This window comes from Methylobacterium gossipiicola, assembly GCF_900113485.1.
Taxonomy (GTDB): domain Bacteria; phylum Pseudomonadota; class Alphaproteobacteria; order Rhizobiales; family Beijerinckiaceae; genus Methylobacterium; species Methylobacterium gossipiicola.
In genome coordinates, this window is record NZ_FOPM01000013.1 from 67989 (window position 1) to 84539 (window position 16551).

Here is a 16551-nt window from a genome sequence, read left to right on the forward strand (position 1 = left end):
GTCCCGCCCCCTCGCTGCGTCCGCCCGGCCTGCAGCCGGCGGTTCGTTGAAGGAGGTTAGGAACCCGCCGAATGGGTGTCAAGCTGGCTTTACGCCCATTCTCATTGACGAATTGAATGCAAAATAGTTATAGATCTGGGATTGTCAAAATGGTTCCAAGGCGTATCGTCACGCCGCATCGGTTCGGGGTTGGAGATCCCTTTATGGTATCGCACATCCCGGTTCGACCGACCCTCAACTTGGAAGCTCGGCGCTCAAGATCGTAGCGAAGCAAGAATGCCATCGGAAACATTGGGGGGAATCCAATGGATGAGATGCGGCAGTGTTTGGAAGGCTTCGTGTACGACAGTCGTGGTTTCGGGGGGGCGGATCCTTGTCCTTCCGAGTTCGATCCCGGTATTCGGTCCACCGTGCATGACATCCGGTGGGGAGACGATCTCGCCAGCTTGATCGAAGCCGAAATCATTCCGCGTCTGATGATCGCCCATCGTCCCGAGCAGGGGGGCGAAGGTGGTACTATTTCTCTTGGTGTGGAGGCGATCGAGTCTTTCTGCGCCCTGATCCTGGCGCCCGCCGGGGAGGCTGTCGAGGCTCGGATCGCCGCGCTCATCGACGGGGGGCTCACCCTCGAAAACCTACTCCTCGATCTCCTCGCTCCCACGGCGCGCCACCTCGGCGTTCTCTGGGAAGAGGATCTGTGCGATTTCGCCGAGGTCACCGTGGCCATGGGCCGGCTTCAGCGGGTCATGCACACGATCACACGCCGCTTCGGGGGTGAGGCCCCGCTGCATCGGCACGGACGCAGCATCCTGTTGATGTCGTGTCCGGGTGAGGTTCATGGCTTCGGCCTCGCCGTGGTCGAGCAACTCTTCCGCGACGCCGGATGGGACGTCGCCACGGCCGTGCGGGACCCCGACGGCGATGCCCTGCACAGAATTCGCACCACATGGTTCGATGTGGTCGGCGTGTCCCTCGCCTGCGAAACGCTGCTGCCGTCCCTCGGCGAGGTCGTGGCCGCCCTGAAACGGCATTCGCGGAATCCGAGCGTTCGTGTCATGGTCGGCGGGGCGGTCTTCGTCGCCGATCCGAGTCTCTACACAAGCGTCGGTGCGGATGCGACCGCGGGTGACGCACGCCAAGCGATCAGCATCGCCGACAGCTTGCTTGATCTCGCGGCTCGACCCTGCTGAAAGACCCGCCCGACCACATCACGACGTGGTGCACCTTGAACAGCCTGGCGCTTCCTGCCGCGAGCCGCGCGTTCGCGGCGCTTCACGAATCCCTCGGACTCCTCGATGCGCGGGCCGCTGGGCTTCTCGTCGCGGCCGCGACGGACCTGTCCCTCGTCGTCGATGCCGAGGGGGTGATCCGTGACGCGGCCTTCGGGGGGAGCGACCTCGCCGGTGAGGGCTGCGAGACCTGGCTCGGCCAGCGCTGGACCGACACCGTCACCGTCGAGAGCCGCCCGAAGATCGCGGCCCTCCTGAAGGAGGCCGGCCCGGGCGCGGTGACCCGCTGGCGCCAGGTCAACCATGTCTCGGCTACGGGCATCGACCTGCCTATCCGCTATGCCGCCATGCGGCTGAAGGATGACGGCCCGGTCATCGTCATCGGGCGCAACCTGCGGGCCATGGCCTCCCTCCAGCGGACCCTCGCCGAGACGCAGCAGGCCCTGGAGCGCGACTACCTGCGCCTGCGGGGCGCCGAGACCCGCTATCGCCTGCTGTTCCAGCTCGGGGCCGAGGCGGTCCTCGTGGTCGACGCGGCGACGCGGCGGGTTACGGAGGTCAATCCCGCCGCCGCGCGCCTCTTCGGCAAGGCCGACAAGCGCATCCTGGGCCAGGATGCCGTCGATCTGTTCGACGCGACCAGCGCCCGCGATCTCGAAACCCTGTTCGCGGGCCTGCGGATCACGGGACAGGCCAGCGACCTCGAGGCCCGTCTCGGCCAGGGGCGCGGCGTCGTGCGGGTCTCGGCGTCCCTGTTCCGTCAGGACAGCGCCACGAGCGTGCTCCTGCGCTTGGGAGCCGGTTCCGATCAAGCGGCCGAGACCGGGCCGAGTCGCTCGGGCGCCGGCACCCTCGACGTTCTGCGCGACTTGCCCGAGGGGTTCGTGGTCACCGATCCGGGGCGGCGGATCCTCGTCGCCAACTTCGCCTTCCTCGATTTGGCGCAACTCGCCACGGAGGAGCAGGTGCGCGGCGAGCCCCTCGACCGCTGGCTCGGCCGCGACGAGACCGAGGCCACCGCCCTGTTCTCCACCCTCGCCCAGCACGGCTCGGTGCGGCACTACGCGACGCGCTTTCGCGGCGAATACGGCGCCGTGGAAGAAGTCGAGGTCGCCGCCGTCGCCGTGCAGAGGGGAGCCCAGCCTTGTTTCGGCTTCACCTTTCGGGCCGTGCCGCGTCGCGCCGCTCCCGTGACGTCCGGTGGGCGCGAACTGCCCCGGTCCGTCGAGCAGATGACGGAACTCGTCGGACGGGTGTCGATGAAGAACCTCGTGCGGGAATCCACCGATCTCATCGAACGCCTGTGCATCGAGGCGGCCCTGCGCATCACCCGGGACAACCGCGCCTCGGCGGCCGAGATGCTCGGCCTCAGCCGTCAGGGTCTCTATGCCAAGCTGCGCCGCTACGGCATCGGCGACCTCGATGGGCCGGATTCGCCGGACGAGGCCTAGACCGGGCGCGACCTGCGGAGTCGCGATGCCTGTAAATCAAACTTGACACGCAAGAGTGTCGTTCTTTAGCGTCACTCCTGGGGCGAGCCTTCGATGGTTCGCGCGATGGCACCAGGGAGGCCGGTGAATGGCACCGTTCGCGTTCGGCTGGTGGCAGATCGTTCGGCTCGGGCTGGTTCAAACCGCCCTCGGGGCCATCGTGGTCCTGATGACCTCGACCCTCAACCGCGTGATGGTGGTGGAACTGGCGCTCCCGGCCATCGTCCCGGGCGGCCTCGTCGCCCTTCATTACGCCGTGCAGATCCTGCGTCCGCGCTGGGGCTACGGCTCGGACGTGCACGGGCGTCGCACGCCCTGGATCGTCGGCGGCATGGCCGCCCTGGCGCTCGGTGGCTTCGGGGCGGCCGTCGCCACGGCCCTCGCCGAAATCCATCTCGCCGCCGGTCTCGCCCTCGCCGTCCTGTCCTTTCTCATCGTGGGCATGGGCGTGGGGGCCGCCGGCACCTCGCTCCTCGTCCTCCTCGCCACCGGAGTCGAGGATCGGCGCCGGGGCGCGGCCGCCACCGTGGTCTGGGTGATGATGATCGCGGGCTTCGCCGTTACGGCGCCGCTGGCCGGGCATTTCCTCGATCCGTTCTCCGGCGCCCGCCTCGTCGCCGTCTCGGGCACGGTGTCGGCCCTCGCCTTCCTCGTCGCCCTCTTGGCCGTGCGGGGCATCGAGCCCACCCGGACCGAGGGTGATGGCCCGGCGGTGGAAGCCAAGAGGCCGTTTCGCGCGGTGCTCACCCGGGTCTGGTCGGAGCCGGCCTCGCGCCGCTTCACGGTGTTCATCTTCGTCGCCATGCTGGCCTACAGCGCCCAGGAACTCATCCTCGAACCCTTTGCCGGCCTCGTCTTCGCCATGACGCCGGGGGGCACCACCAAGCTTTCGGGGCTCCAGCATGGCGGCGTCCTCGCCGGAATGCTGCTCGTTGCGGGCCTGACCATGGGCATTGGCGGCCCCATCCTCGGCTCCCTCAAACTCTGGACGGCGCTCGGCTGCGTCGGTTCGGCCGCGTCGCTCCTCGCCATCGCGGGCGGCGGCCTCGCCGGCCCCGACTTTCCCCTGCGCGGCGCCGTATTCGCCCTGGGATTGTGCAACGGCGTCTTCGCCGTCGCCGCCATCGGATCGATGATGGCGCTCGCGGGCATGGGCGGCGAGGCCGAGCGCGGCACGCGCATGGGCGTATGGGGCGCGGCGCAGGGCATCGCCTTCGGGGCCGGAGGCTTCCTCGGCACCGTGGCGGTGGATGCCGCTCGCCTCGTCCTGCCGCCGGTCCAGGCCTACGGCAGCGTGTTCGCGGCGGAAGCCGGGCTGTTCCTCGTCGGCGCCGTCCTCGCCCTGCGCATCGCCCCTGCGCCGGCCTCAGCCCGGCCCCACCGCACCAAACTCGTGCCGTTCACGCCGCGCCTGTCCATGAGGTGATGCCCATGTCCAACCTGTCCGAGGCCGACCTGTCCGAACCGGAAGTCTTCGACGTGGTGGTGGTGGGCGGCGGCCCCGCCGGGGCCACCGCCGCCACCGATCTCGCCCGGGCGGGGCGGCGGGTGCTGCTCCTCGACAAGCCGGGGCGGATCAAGCCCTGCGGCGGCGCGATTCCGCCGCGCCTCATCCGCGACTTCGCCATTCCCGACGGCCTCCTCGTCGCCAAGGTCCGCTCGGCCCGGATGGTGTCGCCGAAGGACAAGCGCGTGGACATGCCCATCGGCGACGGTTTCGTCGGCATGGTGGATCGCGAACACTTCGACCCGTGGTTGCGCAACCGGGCGGTTCTGGCCGGAGCGGACCTGCGGGCCGCGACCTTCGAGCGCATCATGCGCGACGCGGAGGGGGGCGCCACGGTCCAGTATCGGCAGGACGGTACGGCGCGGCAGGCCCGCGCCCGGCTCGTCATCGGCGCCGACGGCGCGAGTTCCCCCGTGGGGCGCGCCGAGATTCCGGGCCACGCCGCCATGAAGCAGGTCTTCGCCTATCACGAGATCGTCCGCCTGCCGCCCGAGGGCGGCGGCGTCGAGGCCACGCGCTGCGACGTCTATTATCAGGGCAGGCTCTCGCCGGATTTCTACGCCTGGGTCTTCCCGCACGGCGACACCGTCAGCATCGGCAGCGGCAGCGCCCGCAAGGGCTTCTCCCTGCGCGGCGCCATCCGGGACCTGCGGGCTTCCACCGGCCTCGATTCCGGCGAGACCGTGCGCCGCGAAGGCGCCCCCCTCCCCCTCAAGCCCCTGCGCAAGTGGGACAATGGCCGCGACGTGCTCCTGACCGGTGACGCTGCCGGCCTCGTCGCCCCGGCCTCGGGCGAGGGCATCTACTACGCGATGCTCGGCGGCCGCCTGGCCGCCGAGGCGGCCGAGCTGTTCCTCGCCACGGGCAAGGTTTCGGCGCTCGCCCTCGCCCGCAGGAGGTTCATGCGCCTGCACGGGCGGGTCTTCCTCATCCTGCGCATCATGCAGGGGGTCTGGTACCGCAGCGATGCCTTGCGCGAGCGCTTCGTCTCCATCTGTCGCGACAAGGACGTCCAGCAGCTGACCTGGGAGTCCTACATGAACAAGGAACTCGTCCGGGCGAAGCCCGTCGCGCATCTGCGGATCTTCTTCAAGGATCTCGCGCACCTGTTCCGGTGGGTCTCGCCCTGATGGAATCCAACGCCGCGAACTGGATCTCCATTGCCGTCGCGGTTGGGGTCGCCCTCGTGGTGGCGGTGGCCGGCGGGGTGCTGACCACCCTCGGACCGTGGTATCACGGCCTGCGCCGCCCCGCCTGGAAGCCGCCCGACTGGGCGTTCGGGCCGATCTGGGCGACGATCTTCGCGCTTGCCGCGGTCTCGGCCGTCATCGCGTGGAATGCCGATGCGCGTCCCGAGCCGCGCCGCGCGCTCCTCGTGGCCTATGGGGTGAATGCCGTCCTCAACATCGCCTGGAGCGCGATCTTCTTCCGGATGCGCCGGCCGGACTGGGCTTTGGCCGAGGTCGTGCTCCTGTGGCTGTCGATCCTGGCCCTCATCCTCGTGACCCTGCGGGTCTCGACCCTCGGGGCGGTTCTCCTTCTGCCCTACCTCGTCTGGGTCGGAATCGCGGCCGTGCTGAACCGCGCCATCGTGCGGCTCAACGGCCCGTTCGGAGCCGGATAGCGATGGCTGGGCTGTTCGCCTCCGGGCACGTCATCGACGCCATCCTGGTCCTCGTGGCGTGCGAGGCGGGTTTCCTGATGATGTGGGGGCGTCGGCGTTCGGCCCTCCGGCCCCTCCTGTTCAACCTCGCCTCCGGGGCTAGCCTGATGCTGGCTGTCCGTGGGGCGCTGACGGGGGCGCCCTGGTGGGCCGTCGCTGCGTGCCTGCTGGGAGCGTTTCTCGCCCACGCAGCCGAACTCGGTCTTCGTCTGCGAAATGCCACCGGAGCGTGCGCCGCCTGCGGCAAAGCAACGGGATCTGCCGGCGGAACAATGCCGAAAACCGTCGCGTTCCCGAGGCATGAGTTAACATAGTTCCACTTTTCAATTCGGGCGGAGTTCAGGTGTGATGCAACGTCTCGTCGCCTTGGGCTTCGGTCCCGGACTGTTCCTGTGTTCCGCCATTGTCTCCGCCGGGGCCCAGGAGGGCACGAGCGATCTCGTGAAGCGGGGCGAGTACCTCGCCACGGCCGGCGATTGTGTGGCCTGTCACACCGCCCCCGGCGGTAAACCGTTCGCCGGCAACTACGTTCTCGATACCCCCATCGGTAAGATCCGGACGCCGAACCTGACCCCCGACAAGGAAACGGGGCTGGGCAACTGGAGCGCCGACGACTTCTACCGCGCCTTCCACGACGGCATCACCAAGGACGGGTCCTATCTCTATCCGGCCTTTCCGTTCGCTTGGTACACCAAGGTGACGCGCGCCGATGCCGACGCGATCTTCGCCTATCTGCAGTCGCTGGAACCCGTCCACGAAGTCCGCAAGCCCTCCGAGATCCCATTTCCGTTCAATATCCGCACGGCTCTCATCACCTGGCGCACGGCGTTCTTCACGGCGGGCGAGTTCAAGCCGGACCCGGAGGCGAGCGCGGAGGTGAATCGCGGCGGCTACCTCGTCGAGGGCCTGGGCCATTGCGGCATGTGCCACAACGCCAACAAGATCGTCGGCAACAGCGGGCTGGCGGGCAAGCTCGGCGGCGGTGTCATCGACGGCTGGTACGCCCCCAATATCACGCCCGACGATCACACCGGCATCGGCGCCTGGACCGACGATCAGGTGGTGACCTACCTCAAGACCGGAACCGCCCCGGGGGACCGCCCCGGCGTCGCCGCCGGCCCCATGCGCCAGACCATCGAGGAATCCCTCTCCAAGATGACCGACGCCGACCTCAAGGCGATGGTCGCGTACCTGCGGACGCAGAAGGCCAAGGAGAGCTACAAGACCAAGGACCTCCAGGCGTTCAATGCCGCCGGTGCGCCGGGGGCCGGCACCTATCTCAGCTACTGCTCATCTTGCCACAAGCCCGACGGTAAGGGCGTCGAGGGCGCGATTCCCGCGCTGGCCGGCAACACCTCGGTCCAGGCAAAGGGGCCCGAGACGGTCATCCGGGTCATCCTCGGCGGTCTCGCGGCCCAGAACGGCTACGCGCCGATGCCGGCCATCGGCGCCGGCATGACCGACGCCGAGGTGGCCGATGTCACCGACTACGTCCGCAATGCCTGGGGTAACAGCGCGCCCGTCATCACCGAGCGCGGTATCGTGGCGACGGCTCGCGAGAAGACGCAGACGATGCTGGCCGGTACCGCCCCCTGCGCCGAGATCGCCCAGCCGGAGGTGGCGAAAGCCATCGACGAATCCGGCGCGGCCGAGGCCCTGAAGGGGATCGCCCCGGCGGAGTTCATCCCGCGCCTCGACGCCCTCCTGCCCCGGATCAAGGCGGCGGCCCCGGGGGCCAAGGACGACGACATCGTCAACGGCGTCACCACGGCCTTCTGCAAGGCCGGACGTGACGACGCCGCGTATCAGACCCTCGGCTGGCACGCGGTGATCGGCAGCTTCTCCAACATCGCCTACAGCCAGCTCAAGAACCCCGAAAAGCAGGCCGCGACGCCGGTCACGGCTCCCGTGGGAACGCCCAAGCCGAATTGACGGCAGGTCCGAGGCGGCGCGCTCGGAGGGGCCAAGCCGCTCGACGCGCTGGCGGCATCGTTGCCCGGGCTCACCCTTCGGCGGGAGCGCGCGACAGGATGCACCAGATTAGACCGATCGCCGCCACCAGGGCGAGGCCGCCCAGGGACGGTGCCATCACCCCGATGGGGATGTCGGCTCCTCCGTAGCGATGGTGGAGCAGTCCGGTCATCGCGAGGCCCCAACCGGACGCAACCCAGACCAGGCCGAACAGGACCAGCCGCGTGCGGGGCTCGGTGCGCGCCAGGAGATCGGGGCCGAGGAGCGCGAGTCCGACGCCGAGGATCGGTAGATCGTAATCGTAGGCGTAGGGGCTCACCAGGAGGCTCGTGAGGGCGGCGAGGCCGACGACCCGATGGATGGGCATCCGGCGCCGAATGGCGCGGATCACGAGACCGAGGGCGACGACGGCGACGGCGCCTTGCACGGCCAGGGCGACCGTGGCCGGGGTGCCGAGGCTCCGCAGGGCGGCATAGGCCGAGATCATCCGGTAGAGCGGATAGAGGCCCCGTTCGAGGAAGACGCCCGCCTCCGCGACGCCGTCGCGGAACGCCCCCCAGACGCTGGTGCCGAGGATCAGGGTTGCGAGCCCGGCGAAGGCCAGGGCGACGCTCGCGGCGACGAGGGCCGTGCGCCAATCGCGGGTCATCAGGGCCTGGACCGCGAAGCCGACGGCCAGATGCGGTTTGATCGCCATCAGGCCGAGGGGAAGCCCGGCGCGGGGATCGCGTCGCAGCAAGCACAGGCAGGCCGCGCCGATGAGGCTGCCGGTGAGAAAACCGTTCTGTCCGCACGCGACGGTGACGGCGAGGGTTGGAAACAGCAGGGCGAGGAGCGGACCGAGATGGGACCCCGCCAGACGCCGCAGAACCAGGAGATAGGCCGCCAGGGTGGCCCCGATGAAGAGCGTATAGGCGAGACTTCGCGGCAGCAGGGCGAAGGGCGCCACGACGAGGTTGAAGACCGGCGGATAGGTCCAGGGCAGGAAGGCGTTCGGCTCCCCGAAACGCCGCTGGAACGCCACCAGCGTCTCGAAGCGATAGGCTTGATCGATCGCGCCGCGCCAGACGAGTTGTCCCGCGATGCGGAACGCATCGAAATCGATGAGGGAGGCCCCCCGCCCCGCCGAAGCCGGTTCGGCGAGGTCGACGGCCTTGGAGGCGATGAGCAGGACCAGCAGGGCGAGGATCGTCCCGAGAAGCAGGCGCGACGGGGCGGCGTCCGCGCCGATGGGCACGGTCGTCGCCGGGTCGTCAGGGCTGCCCGCCGGGGCCGTGCGCATGGTGTTCAGTCCCGTTTCGGACCGGTGGAGCCTCGAACTCCGTTCCGTCGTCCGAACCCTGGCCACGGCGTTTTAAAAGTCCGTGAAACCGCCGTGCCGGTCAGGCCGCGCCCGCATGCGGCCTCGGGATTTCCGTCGAGATGGCGTCGACGGTGCGCTGGGGCGGGCTGCCGAGGCCGTCGGAGCGGACGATGCGGATCTGCTGGTTGACCGGCTGCATGTTGCCGTAGGGCGTCGAGAACGCGATTTCGGCGGCGTCCCGGCCGACGCCGATGCGGATCAGCCCGTCGAGATCGGCTTGGCGCGTGGCGTCGAACAGCCACCAGCGTCCATCGAGATAGGCTTCGAACACCGCGTGGAAATCGCTCGGCACGAGGCCATGGGCGTAGCAGCTCACGAAGCGGGCGGGGATGCCCAGCGCCCGGCAGAAGGCCGTGCCGATATGCGCGAAGTCGCGGCAGACGCCGGCGCGCTTGAGCAGGCTCTCATGGGCCGTGGTCTCGCCGTCGCTGGCGCCCGGTTGATAGGCGATGTGGTCGTGAATCCAGTTGCAGATGGCGTTGACGCGCTGGTGCCCCTTCGGCAGGGCGGCGAACTCGGCCTGCGCGAAGGGCGTCAGGCGGTCCGACGAGACGAAGCGGCTCGGCAGCAGGAACGGCAGGATGTCGAGGGGCAATTGCCCGATGGGCGTCTCGTTGATCGTCGCCGGATCGGCCCGGTGGACGGTGAGATCCACCTCGGCGTTGTAGTCCAGGGAGAACGGCCCCGTCGGGACGTTGACCCCGATGTAGCGGTTCTGAAGATCGGGCGTGATATAGACCTCACGCTTCAGGTCCGGCTTCAGGATCAGGGATTCGCTCAAGATCTCAGCGCTCCGCAGCTTCGCGACCTCGAGATTGAAGATGAAGGTCGTATCCGAAAGAATATTGTACGACAGGCTGCAGCCGAGGGTGTAGCGCATGGGCGGATCTCCTGTTGCCGAGCGGTCTGCAAGATTTACGCCCGCCCGTCTGCCCGTGGGCGATCCCGCAGGACCGCCCACCCGAAAACTTTCGAAACGAGGTCTTCGGTTCAGCGAAGCAGGTTCGTCTTGGCGAGGTCGAGGACCGAATCGCCGCGTCCGCTCATGACGGCGCGCAGAACGTAGAGGCTGAAGCCCTTCACCTGCTGGCCGTCGATCTTCGGCGGCATCGACAGTTCCTGACGAGCCACCACCACGTCGAGGAGGGCCGGACCGTCATGGGCCAGAACCTGCGCGACGGCCGCCGACAACTCCGCCGGATCCTCGACCCGTACCGCGAAGATGCCGGCGCCCCGCGCCATGGCGGCGAAGTCCGGATTGTCGAGGGCGACGCCGGTCTCGATATAGCCGGCGGCCTTCATCTCCATCTCGACGAAGCCGAGGGTGCCGTTGTTGAACACCACCACCTTCAGGGGCAGCTTCTCCTGGCGCAGGGTCAGGAGATCGCCCATCAGCATGGCGAAGCCGCCGTCGCCCGAGAGCGAGATCACCTGACGCCCCGGCTGCGCCGCCTGCGCGCCGATGCCCTGCGCCATGGCGTTGGCCATGGAGCCGTGCACCCACGAGCCGAGGAGCCGGCGCCGGCCGTTCATCTTGAGGTAGCGGGCGGCCCAGATCGTCGGCGTGCCGACATCGGCCGTGAAGACCGCGTCCTCGGATGCGGCCTCGCTCAGGAGCTTGGTGAGGTATTGCGGATGGATCGGCCCGGTGCCGGATTTCAGGCCGAACCAGCCCCGCTTCGGCGTGCCGGTGGCGAGGTCGTCCAGATCCTCGCGGGCCTCGGCGTAGTGCTTCAGCGCGGCGTCGAGATGCCTTGAATCATCCTTCACGGTGAGCTTCGGCAACAGGGCGGTGAGCGTCGCCTTCACGTCCCCGACGAGGCCGAGGTCGAGCTTGCAGCGGCGGCCGAGCTGCTCGGGGCGTAGGTCGATCTGGGCGATCTTCGCATCCGCCGGATAGAATTGCCGGTAGGGAAAGTCGGTACCGAGCATCAGCAGGGTGTCGCAGCCCATGATGGCGGCGTAGCCCGACGAGAAGCCGATGAGGCCGGTCATCCCGACATCGTAGGGGTTGTCGTATTCGACGAACTCCTTACCCCCGAGGGCATGCACGATGGGGCTCTTCACGGCCTCGGCAAGTTGCAGCAACTCGGCGTGTGCCCCGGCGCAGCCGCGACCGCACAACAGGGTGACGCGGCCCGAGCCGTTGAGGAGGTCGGCGAGGGTGTCCAGATCCCGCTCGGCCGGGCGGACCACGGGTTTACGCGGAATCAGCCCCGGATTGGGCGCGATGCCCCGCTTCGGCGCATCCGCCAGGGCGACGTCGCCGGGGATCACCACGACGGCGACGCCGGAGAGGCCGATGGCCGCCCGCATGGCGTTTTCCAGCACCTGCGGCAGCTGCGACGGATCGGAGACCAGTTCGCAGTAATGGCTGCACTCCCGGAACAGGGTCTCGGGGTGCGTCTCCTGGAAATAACCCGAGCCGATCTCGGCGGAGGGGATATGCGCCGCGATGGCCAGGACCGGCGTGCGCGAGCGGTGGCAATCGAACAGACCGTTGATGAGGTGCAGGTTGCCCGGCCCGCACGACCCGGCGCAGACCGCGAGTTCCCCGGTGAGCTGGCTCTCGGCCCCCGCCGCGAAGGCGGCGACCTCCTCGTGGCGGACATGCACCCAATCGATGACCGCGCGGGCGCGAAGCGATTCGGTCAGGGCGTTCAGGCTGTCGCCGACGAGGCCGTAGATGCGGCGGACCCCCGCCTGCGCCAGCGTTTCGACGATGAGATCCGCGGCGGTGACGATCTTCATGGGCTCGATCCCTCTGTTAGGCTCTCAAACCCTGTGGAATCCCCCACGTTCCCGCATTGCCGCGCTGCAAAAACTCGAACCGCCTCGCCTCCCCGTCGGCCAAGTCCGAGTCATGAGGCGGGCCCGCCCACGGCCGAGTCTTTGGTGACAGGCGCAAGGGGGCCTGCTACCACGATCCCGGCACCCTGACTCCGTAGCTCAGCTGGATAGAGCAGCCGCCTTCTAAGCGGCAGGTCGTAGGTTCGAGCCCTACCGGGGTCGCCAGTCTCTCCAGTGTGGTCTGGCCGTTCCCATCCAGCCGTTCGCGGGTTCCGGCGGCGTCCCCTCCGCAGGGATAGCCCGGTGTCCACGCGCATCGTTCGCATGAGATTGGTGCCACCGAGCGTATCGGGACCGGGTTCTGTCGCATTGTGGGACTATCCGAACGTTTCGGCGTAGCGGTTTCTTTAATCCACACATGGATCAACTATCCGACGCCACATGGGCTCCTTGGGAGATCCACAGCGGCTCGGCGCCGGTCTCGCGGAGATCTGCGTCAGGGGACCGACCTCGCGATGAAACGCGGGACCGCAGGACGAGAAGGCGCAAAAGGGCGGCGTAGAGCTTTGGACGCACGGACATGAATGACGGCGCGATTTTCCTTCTGACCGATCGTCCGGATCAAAGCGGGCCTCTCGAGTCGATTCTGAAGACCGTCGGGCATTGCGAGGTCATGTTCGGCGACCGAAAGCCCGCTTTCGGAACCAAGCCCATCGCGATCGTTTCCGACCTGACCTTGAGCCGGCGTGAGTCCATCCGACGGCTGCGCTCCCTGGTGTCCATCGACAACAGGGAGCGGATTCCCGTGGTCTGCCTCATGCGCTCGACATCCGATGGCGCCTTGAGGCAGGCCCGGGAACTCGGCGCCACGGTCTGTCTCCCGGCCTACACCGCGCCGGCCCTCGTGGCGCAGGTGATCCGGGATCAGGTCGGTGCGCAGGCCGAGCGCGCGAGCGGCGTGACCGATCGCGGGATCCTGCGCGCCACGGAAGCCCTCACCACCCTGTTCGACGGCGCGCGGGAGGGGGGCGTGGTGCTCAGTGCCGTCGAGGCGGGTCTGATCCCGATCCTCGCGGCCGTCCGCGACGGTGGCCTCAATCGATGGCTCGACACCGTCTGGACCCACGACGACGCGACGTACCAGCATTGCCTCCTGGTGGCCGGCGTCGCCGCGCAATTCGTCAACTTTCTGCATTTTCGCGAAGAGGATCGGCAGCATTTCGTGCGGGCGGCCCTGCTGCACGACCTCGGCAAGGCCCGAATCCCCCAGGCGATCCTGAACAAGCCCGGCCGCCTCGATGCCGACGAGATGGCGATCATTCGCACGCACCCGGTGATCGGGTACGAGATCCTGCGCGACAGCGGCTGCGACGACCTCACCCTCGGCGCCGTGCGCCATCACCACGAGATGCTGGACGGGTCTGGCTATCCCGATGGTCTCGTCGGGAGCGCCATCAGCGACACCGTGCGGCTCCTGACGATTTGCGACATCTATGCCGCCCTCACCGAGCGGCGGGCCTACAGGAAGCCGATGCCCGTCCGTGACGCCCTCTCGGTGCTGGAGAGCATGGACACGAAGCTCGAAGGCCGCCTCGTCCAGTGCTTCGGCGAAGCCATGATGGCCGTGCGATAATCTCCTCCCCGCGCCGGGGCATCGGTGTCGCACGGGTCTTCGAGATCGCCTCGAACGCTCGGTGACGGGCGCCGAACGTGAGCCCCATGGCAGGACGGGCGTTTCGTGAAAGCCGCTTTCGTCGCCCGCGCCTCGGCGATCCGCTTTCACCGGGTTCGGTCGCCGTTGGCGCGCCGGGCCGCGGATTCTCCCGTGGTCCGGGATCCCGGCTGCGAACGGAAACGGCCCCCCGACCGGAGCCGGAGGGCCGTCGTCAGGACTGGCGCCCGGGGACCATCGCCCCCGACGGGATCAGGGCTGGAGGACGCCGTTGATGACGTGGATCACGCCGTTCGACTGCATCACGTTGGCGATGGTGACCGTGGCGGTGTTGCCCTTGGTGTCGGTCACGTAGACCTTCTTGCCCTTGGTCTGCACCACGAGGGGCTCACCCGCCACCGTCTTGAGCTGGGCCTCGCCGCCGCCGTCGCGCACGAGCTTCGTGAGATCCTTGGCCGTATAGGTGCCGGGGACGACGTGGTAGGTCAGGATCTTGGTCAGCGTCGCCTTGTTCTCGGGTTTTACCAGGGTCTCGACGGTGCCGGCCGGAAGCTTGGCGAACGCGGCGTTGGTGGGGGCGAACACCGTGAACGGGCCGGGGCCCGACAGGGTGTCGACGAGGCCGGCGGCCTTCACGGCGGCGACCAGGGTGGTGTGATCCTTCGAGTTGACGGCGTTCTCCACGATGGTCTTCGAAGCGTACATCGGCGCGCCGCCGACCATGGGGTTCTTCGCCAGGGCGGCGGCCGGAAGCGCCGCGCCGACGGCGAGGGCGAGACCGAAGGCGGCGAGCTTGGAAGCCAGCGGGCGACGGACGGTGATGGTGTGCATCGTGTGTCTCCTCTGATGTCCCGGATGGGGCGATCGGGGTGACTTACGGAAGGTTCGCAGCCAAAGTTTCAGGAATGATCCGACAAAGAGCAGTCCGCCGCGTGGTACTGCGTCGAGGGATCGAGCAGACGTCCGGAACCGTCCGCGCCGCAAGGCGGTGGATTGGGGCCGGATCGACGGCGAACGAGCGGGGGATGGAAATGGTGCGTTCGTCGGCGGTGCGACGTGGTTAGTGATGTCTCCCAGGGCGACGCGTCGCTTCAGGCGCGGCTGGCTGCCGTCGCGGGCGGGGATCAGGCGGCCCTCAAGGCGCTCTACGACGAGACGGCCGCGAAACTCTTCGGGGTGGTTTTGCGTATCGTCCGTCATCGTGAGACGGCGGAAGACGTGCTTCAGGATGTCTATCTCCGGATCTGGCAGAATGCCGGGGCCTATGTGCCCACGGCCGGCCGCCCGATCACCTGGATGTGCGCCATCGCCCGCAACCGGGCCATCGACCGGGTGCGTGCGCGCAAGGAGACCCCCCTGACGGATCTCGTCGACGGCGAGGATTGGATGAACAACGTGCCCGATCCGTACGACGGCGAGAGCGACATCCTCGATCGCGGCGCCCTCGCCCTCTGCCTCGGGCGCTTCGACGACCTGCACCGGCAGTGCCTCGTGCTGGCCTATTGCGATGGTTTTTCCCGGGAGGAACTGGCGGCGCGGTTCGAGCGGCCGGTGAACACCATCAAGACCTGGCTCCATCGCGGGCTGGCGAGTCTGCGCTCCTGCCTGGAAGCCAACGCATGACCGAAGGTCCCACCGGCGCGAGCCTGCCCGACCGCGACATCGAAGCCGCCGAGTACGTGCTCGGCACCCTGCCCCAGGCCGAACGCGTCGCCTTCACCCGTGCCCTGGCATCGGATGCGGGCCTCCAGGCCGCCGTGGCGCGCTGGCAGACGCGCCTCGCGCCCCTCGACGAGGCAACGCCCGAGATCGCCCCCCCGCCGGGCCTGTGGCTGCGCATCCGCGCCACCGTGGCCCCCGCGGTGGAGGACCCGCGGGTGACGGATCTCGCCCGTCGCCTGCGGCGCTGGCGCCTCGGGGCGATCGGGGCCTCGGCCCTGGCCGCCGGCCTCGCCCTGGTGCTCGGCCTCGGTCGGTTCCTGCCCGTCGACCCGGAGGCGGGCCAGTACGTGGCCGTGGTCAACCGGGGCGGCGAAATGCCGGCCCTGGTGGTGCGCGTCGATACGCGGCGCGGCCTCGCGGAGGTCCGCTCCGTGGCCATGGACATGCCCCGGGAGAAGAGCCTCGAACTCTGGTACATCGCCGACGGCGCCGCGCCGCGCTCCCTCGGCTTGGTCGAGCCGGGCCGGGCCAGCATACCCATGCCGAACGCCGTGCGGGATGCCGCCGGCCTCGAGAAGGCCGTGCTCGCCGTCACCGTCGAACCCGCCGGCGGCGCCCCCGGCGGTGTCGCGACGGGACCGGTGGTCTATTCGGGCAAGCTCTTCCGGGATTGATCCGGCCCCCTCGCCCGCTGCCCTTCCTGCGAGCCCGCATGTTTCCTGCCGCCCCGCCCCTCGCCCCAAGCGACATCGCGCATATCATCCAGACCGCCCTCGCCCCGGCCTTTCTCCTGACGGCCCTGGCGACGCTGCTGAACGTGTTCTCGACGCGCCTCGGGCGGGTGGCCGACAAGGTCGATGCCGCTTCTTCCCGCCTGCAGGGGGCCGGGCCGGAGGAAACCCGGCGGGTGTCGCGGCAACTGGCGTATCTGCGCCGGCGCTCCTTCGTCCTCGACGCGGCCGTGGTCCTCGCCTCCGCCGGCGCCATCATGACCGGTGTGGCCGTGCTGACCCTCTACGTCGGGACGCTCCGCGAGGCGACGACGGCCACGCTTCTGTTCGGATGCTTCGGCGTGGCGCTGGTCTGCACCATCGCGGCCATCGCGGCATTTCTCTGCGAGATCCTCATGGCCGGACGCGGCGTGCGGGACGAGGTCGACCGCACGACGCTCCAGGCCGCCGATCCGGACCCTTCAGCCTCGTAG

The 16551-nt window shown here is 68.7% G+C and carries 14 protein-coding genes and 1 tRNA gene; 11 read left to right on the forward strand and 4 right to left on the reverse strand.

Annotated features, from left to right (window positions below; genetic code table 11):
- Positions 1–305 precede the first annotated feature (305 nt).
- From BM249_RS12755 to BM249_RS12785, 6 genes are all read left to right on the forward strand, one after another.
- Positions 306–1190 carry a cobalamin B12-binding domain-containing protein gene (locus tag BM249_RS12755; protein ID WP_244528731.1) on the forward strand — a complete coding sequence of 295 codons (885 nt, stop codon included), beginning with the start codon at positions 306–308 and terminating at the stop codon, positions 1188–1190.
- Positions 1191–1225: 35 nt separating this feature from the next.
- Positions 1226–2680, forward strand: coding sequence for a transcriptional regulator PpsR (ppsR, locus tag BM249_RS12760; protein ID WP_091972368.1), 1455 nt, complete (start codon positions 1226–1228; stop codon positions 2678–2680).
- A gap of 127 nt (positions 2681–2807) precedes the next feature.
- Entirely contained in the window at positions 2808–4145 is a 1338-nt protein-coding gene (locus BM249_RS12765; RefSeq protein ID WP_091972370.1) for a BCD family MFS transporter, read from the forward strand.
- A gap of 5 nt (positions 4146–4150) precedes the next feature.
- The gene (locus BM249_RS12770) at positions 4151–5356 is read left to right on the forward strand and encodes a geranylgeranyl diphosphate reductase (RefSeq protein WP_091972478.1); all 1206 of its coding nucleotides are present in this window, start codon (positions 4151–4153) and stop codon (positions 5354–5356) included.
- The gene (locus BM249_RS12775) at positions 5356–5850 is read left to right on the forward strand and encodes a TspO/MBR family protein (RefSeq protein WP_091972479.1); all 495 of its coding nucleotides are present in this window, start codon (positions 5356–5358) and stop codon (positions 5848–5850) included. The genes BM249_RS12770 and BM249_RS12775 overlap by 1 nt, the downstream gene beginning before the upstream one ends.
- 387 nt (positions 5851–6237) lie before the next feature.
- The gene (locus BM249_RS12785) at positions 6238–7821 is read left to right on the forward strand and encodes a c-type cytochrome (protein WP_091972372.1); all 1584 of its coding nucleotides are present in this window, start codon (positions 6238–6240) and stop codon (positions 7819–7821) included.
- A 70-nt stretch (positions 7822–7891) separates the two neighbouring features.
- Here the strand turns inward: BM249_RS12785 and BM249_RS12790 are convergent, their stop codons facing one another.
- The 3 genes from BM249_RS12790 to poxB form a co-directional block, all read right to left on the reverse strand.
- Positions 7892–9142 (reverse strand): glycosyltransferase family 87 protein, encoded by a 1251-nt coding sequence (locus BM249_RS12790; protein WP_091972374.1) that lies wholly within the window; start codon positions 9140–9142, stop codon positions 7892–7894.
- A 100-nt stretch (positions 9143–9242) separates the two neighbouring features.
- The gene (locus BM249_RS12795; protein WP_091972376.1) at positions 9243–10103 is read right to left on the reverse strand and encodes a transglutaminase-like domain-containing protein; all 861 of its coding nucleotides are present in this window, start codon (positions 10101–10103) and stop codon (positions 9243–9245) included.
- Positions 10104–10213: 110 nt separating this feature from the next.
- Positions 10214–11974: a ubiquinone-dependent pyruvate dehydrogenase gene (poxB, locus tag BM249_RS12800; RefSeq protein ID WP_091972378.1), complete on the reverse strand. Its 1761-nt coding sequence runs from the start codon at positions 11972–11974 to the stop codon at positions 10214–10216.
- A gap of 187 nt (positions 11975–12161) precedes the next feature.
- Here poxB and BM249_RS12805 point away from each other — a divergent pair.
- Together BM249_RS12805 and BM249_RS12810 are read left to right on the forward strand one after the other, a co-directional pair.
- Positions 12162–12238, forward strand: a tRNA-Arg gene (locus BM249_RS12805).
- A gap of 448 nt (positions 12239–12686) precedes the next feature.
- Positions 12687–13646, forward strand: a complete 960-nt coding sequence (locus tag BM249_RS12810) for an HD-GYP domain-containing protein (protein ID WP_342029858.1) — start codon at positions 12687–12689, stop codon at positions 13644–13646.
- A 291-nt stretch (positions 13647–13937) separates the two neighbouring features.
- On the opposite strand, the gene BM249_RS12815 is transcribed toward BM249_RS12810, so the two are convergent.
- On the reverse strand, positions 13938–14516 hold the full coding sequence (locus BM249_RS12815; RefSeq protein ID WP_091972382.1) for a fasciclin domain-containing protein: 579 nt from the start codon (positions 14514–14516) through the stop codon (positions 13938–13940).
- 225 nt (positions 14517–14741) lie between these two features.
- Between BM249_RS12815 and BM249_RS12820 the strand changes: the two genes are divergently transcribed.
- Genes BM249_RS12820 through BM249_RS12830 form a run of 3 tightly spaced genes read left to right on the forward strand, consistent with a single transcriptional unit; the run spans position 14742 to position 16551 of the window.
- Positions 14742–15308, forward strand: coding sequence for a sigma-70 family RNA polymerase sigma factor (locus tag BM249_RS12820; RefSeq protein WP_177232406.1), 567 nt, complete (start codon positions 14742–14744; stop codon positions 15306–15308).
- Entirely contained in the window at positions 15305–16021 is a 717-nt protein-coding gene (locus BM249_RS12825) for an anti-sigma factor (RefSeq protein ID WP_091972384.1), read from the forward strand. The genes BM249_RS12820 and BM249_RS12825 overlap by 4 nt, the downstream gene beginning before the upstream one ends.
- A gap of 38 nt (positions 16022–16059) precedes the next feature.
- Positions 16060–16551: a DUF2721 domain-containing protein gene (locus BM249_RS12830; RefSeq protein WP_091972386.1), complete on the forward strand. Its 492-nt coding sequence runs from the start codon at positions 16060–16062 to the stop codon at positions 16549–16551.

Excerpts from the sequence above, each read along its gene's own strand:
- BM249_RS12765 (WP_091972370.1), top strand. The coding sequence starts at position 2,808 with ATGGCACCGTTCGCGTTCGGCTGGTGGCAGATCGTTCGGCTCGGGCTG.
- poxB (WP_091972378.1), bottom strand. The coding sequence starts at position 11,974 with ATGAAGATCGTCACCGCCGCGGATCTCATCGTCGAAACGCTGGCGCAG.
- BM249_RS12830 (WP_091972386.1), top strand. The coding sequence starts at position 16,060 with ATGTTTCCTGCCGCCCCGCCCCTCGCCCCAAGCGACATCGCGCATATC.
- BM249_RS12790 (WP_091972374.1), bottom strand. The coding sequence starts at position 9,142 with ATGCGCACGGCCCCGGCGGGCAGCCCTGACGACCCGGCGACGACCGTG.
- BM249_RS12770 (WP_091972478.1), top strand. The coding sequence starts at position 4,151 with ATGTCCAACCTGTCCGAGGCCGACCTGTCCGAACCGGAAGTCTTCGAC.
- BM249_RS12775 (WP_091972479.1), top strand. The coding sequence starts at position 5,356 with ATGGAATCCAACGCCGCGAACTGGATCTCCATTGCCGTCGCGGTTGGG.
- BM249_RS12810 (WP_342029858.1), top strand. The coding sequence starts at position 12,687 with ATGTTCGGCGACCGAAAGCCCGCTTTCGGAACCAAGCCCATCGCGATC.
- BM249_RS12815 (WP_091972382.1), bottom strand. The coding sequence starts at position 14,516 with ATGCACACCATCACCGTCCGTCGCCCGCTGGCTTCCAAGCTCGCCGCC.
- BM249_RS12825 (WP_091972384.1), top strand. The coding sequence starts at position 15,305 with ATGACCGAAGGTCCCACCGGCGCGAGCCTGCCCGACCGCGACATCGAA.
- BM249_RS12785 (WP_091972372.1), top strand. The coding sequence starts at position 6,238 with ATGCAACGTCTCGTCGCCTTGGGCTTCGGTCCCGGACTGTTCCTGTGT.
- BM249_RS12795 (WP_091972376.1), bottom strand. The coding sequence starts at position 10,103 with ATGCGCTACACCCTCGGCTGCAGCCTGTCGTACAATATTCTTTCGGAT.
- BM249_RS12755 (WP_244528731.1), top strand. The coding sequence starts at position 306 with ATGGATGAGATGCGGCAGTGTTTGGAAGGCTTCGTGTACGACAGTCGT.